A 1084-nucleotide genomic window follows, 5' to 3' on the forward strand; every position below is an offset into this window, starting at 1 on the left:
TGGCGAGGTGATCGGTGCCGGTGATGCGGTCCTTGTATGCCAGCACGCGGAAGACACCGTGCGAGGTGGGCAGCTTGGCCTCGGCGCGCAGGCTCACGCGCCGGCGGTGCGGCAGCTTCGCGGCCGAGGCCACGGGCTCGTGCTCGTCGAGGTAGGCCACGAGCTGCTCGATCGTGATGACGTGCAGGCCGTCGCGCTCGCCGAGCTCGAGCAGGCCGGGAAGCCGCATCATCGAGCCGTCGTCGGCGACGAGCTCGCAGATCGCGGCGACCGGCTCGAGGCCGGCCAGGCGCATGAGCTCCACCGATGCCTCGGTGTGGCCGCCGCGCTCACGCACGCCGCCGTCCACCGCGCGCAGCGGCAGGATGTGGCCGGGGCGGATCACGCTGGCGGGCGTGGCATCCGGATCGGCCAGCACATTCAGAGTGCGCGAGCGGTCGCCCGCGCTGATGCCGGTCGTGACGCGGTCGGCGGCGTCGACGCTGACCGTGTACGCGGTGCCGCGGGCGTCTTCGTTGACCTCGACCATCGGTGGGAGATCCAGCCGGTCGGCCCACTCGCCGGGCATGGGCGCGCAGATGAAGCCGCTCGAGTGGCGCACCGTCCAGGCGATCCACTCGGGGGTCGCCAGTTGTGCCGAGAGGACGACGTCCCCTTCGTTCTCGCGGTTCTCGTCGTCGGCGACGATGACGGGCCGCCCGGCGCGCAGCGCCTCGAGAGCCTGAGGGATGGTGGAAAGGCTCATCGGGAGCCTCCTTCGTTCGGGACCGCCGCGGCGGTCGGCGGGAATGCGAGCAGGCGCTGCACGTGGCGCGCGAGGATGTCGGTCTCGAGGTTGACGCGGTGACCGGGGGTGAGGGCGCCGAGCGTCGTGGCCGTGAGCGTCTCGGGGATGAGGGACACCTCGAACCACGCCGGGTCGGCTCCGGCCGGGCTCACGGCGCTGACGGTGAGCGAGACGCCGTCGACGGCGATCGAGCCCTTGTCGACCACGAGCGGGGCGTGCGCGGGATCGAGCGAGATCCGCAGCACGCGCCACTGATCGCCCGGGCGCACCTCGAGCACCTCGCCGGTGCCGTCGATG

At 72.5% G+C, this 1084-nt stretch carries 2 protein-coding genes; both read right to left on the minus strand.

What is annotated here, in order from left to right:
- On the minus strand, positions 1–745 hold a 745-nt coding region (gene ribB, locus NQ160_RS12140; RefSeq protein ID WP_257515492.1), incomplete at its 3' end, for a 3,4-dihydroxy-2-butanone-4-phosphate synthase.
- Positions 742–1084, minus strand: a 343-nt coding sequence (locus tag NQ160_RS12145) for a riboflavin synthase (protein WP_374113650.1), incomplete at its 5' end; no start/stop codon positions are given. The genes ribB and NQ160_RS12145, both read right to left, overlap by 4 nt.

This window comes from Microbacterium sp. zg.Y909 (assembly GCF_024626565.1).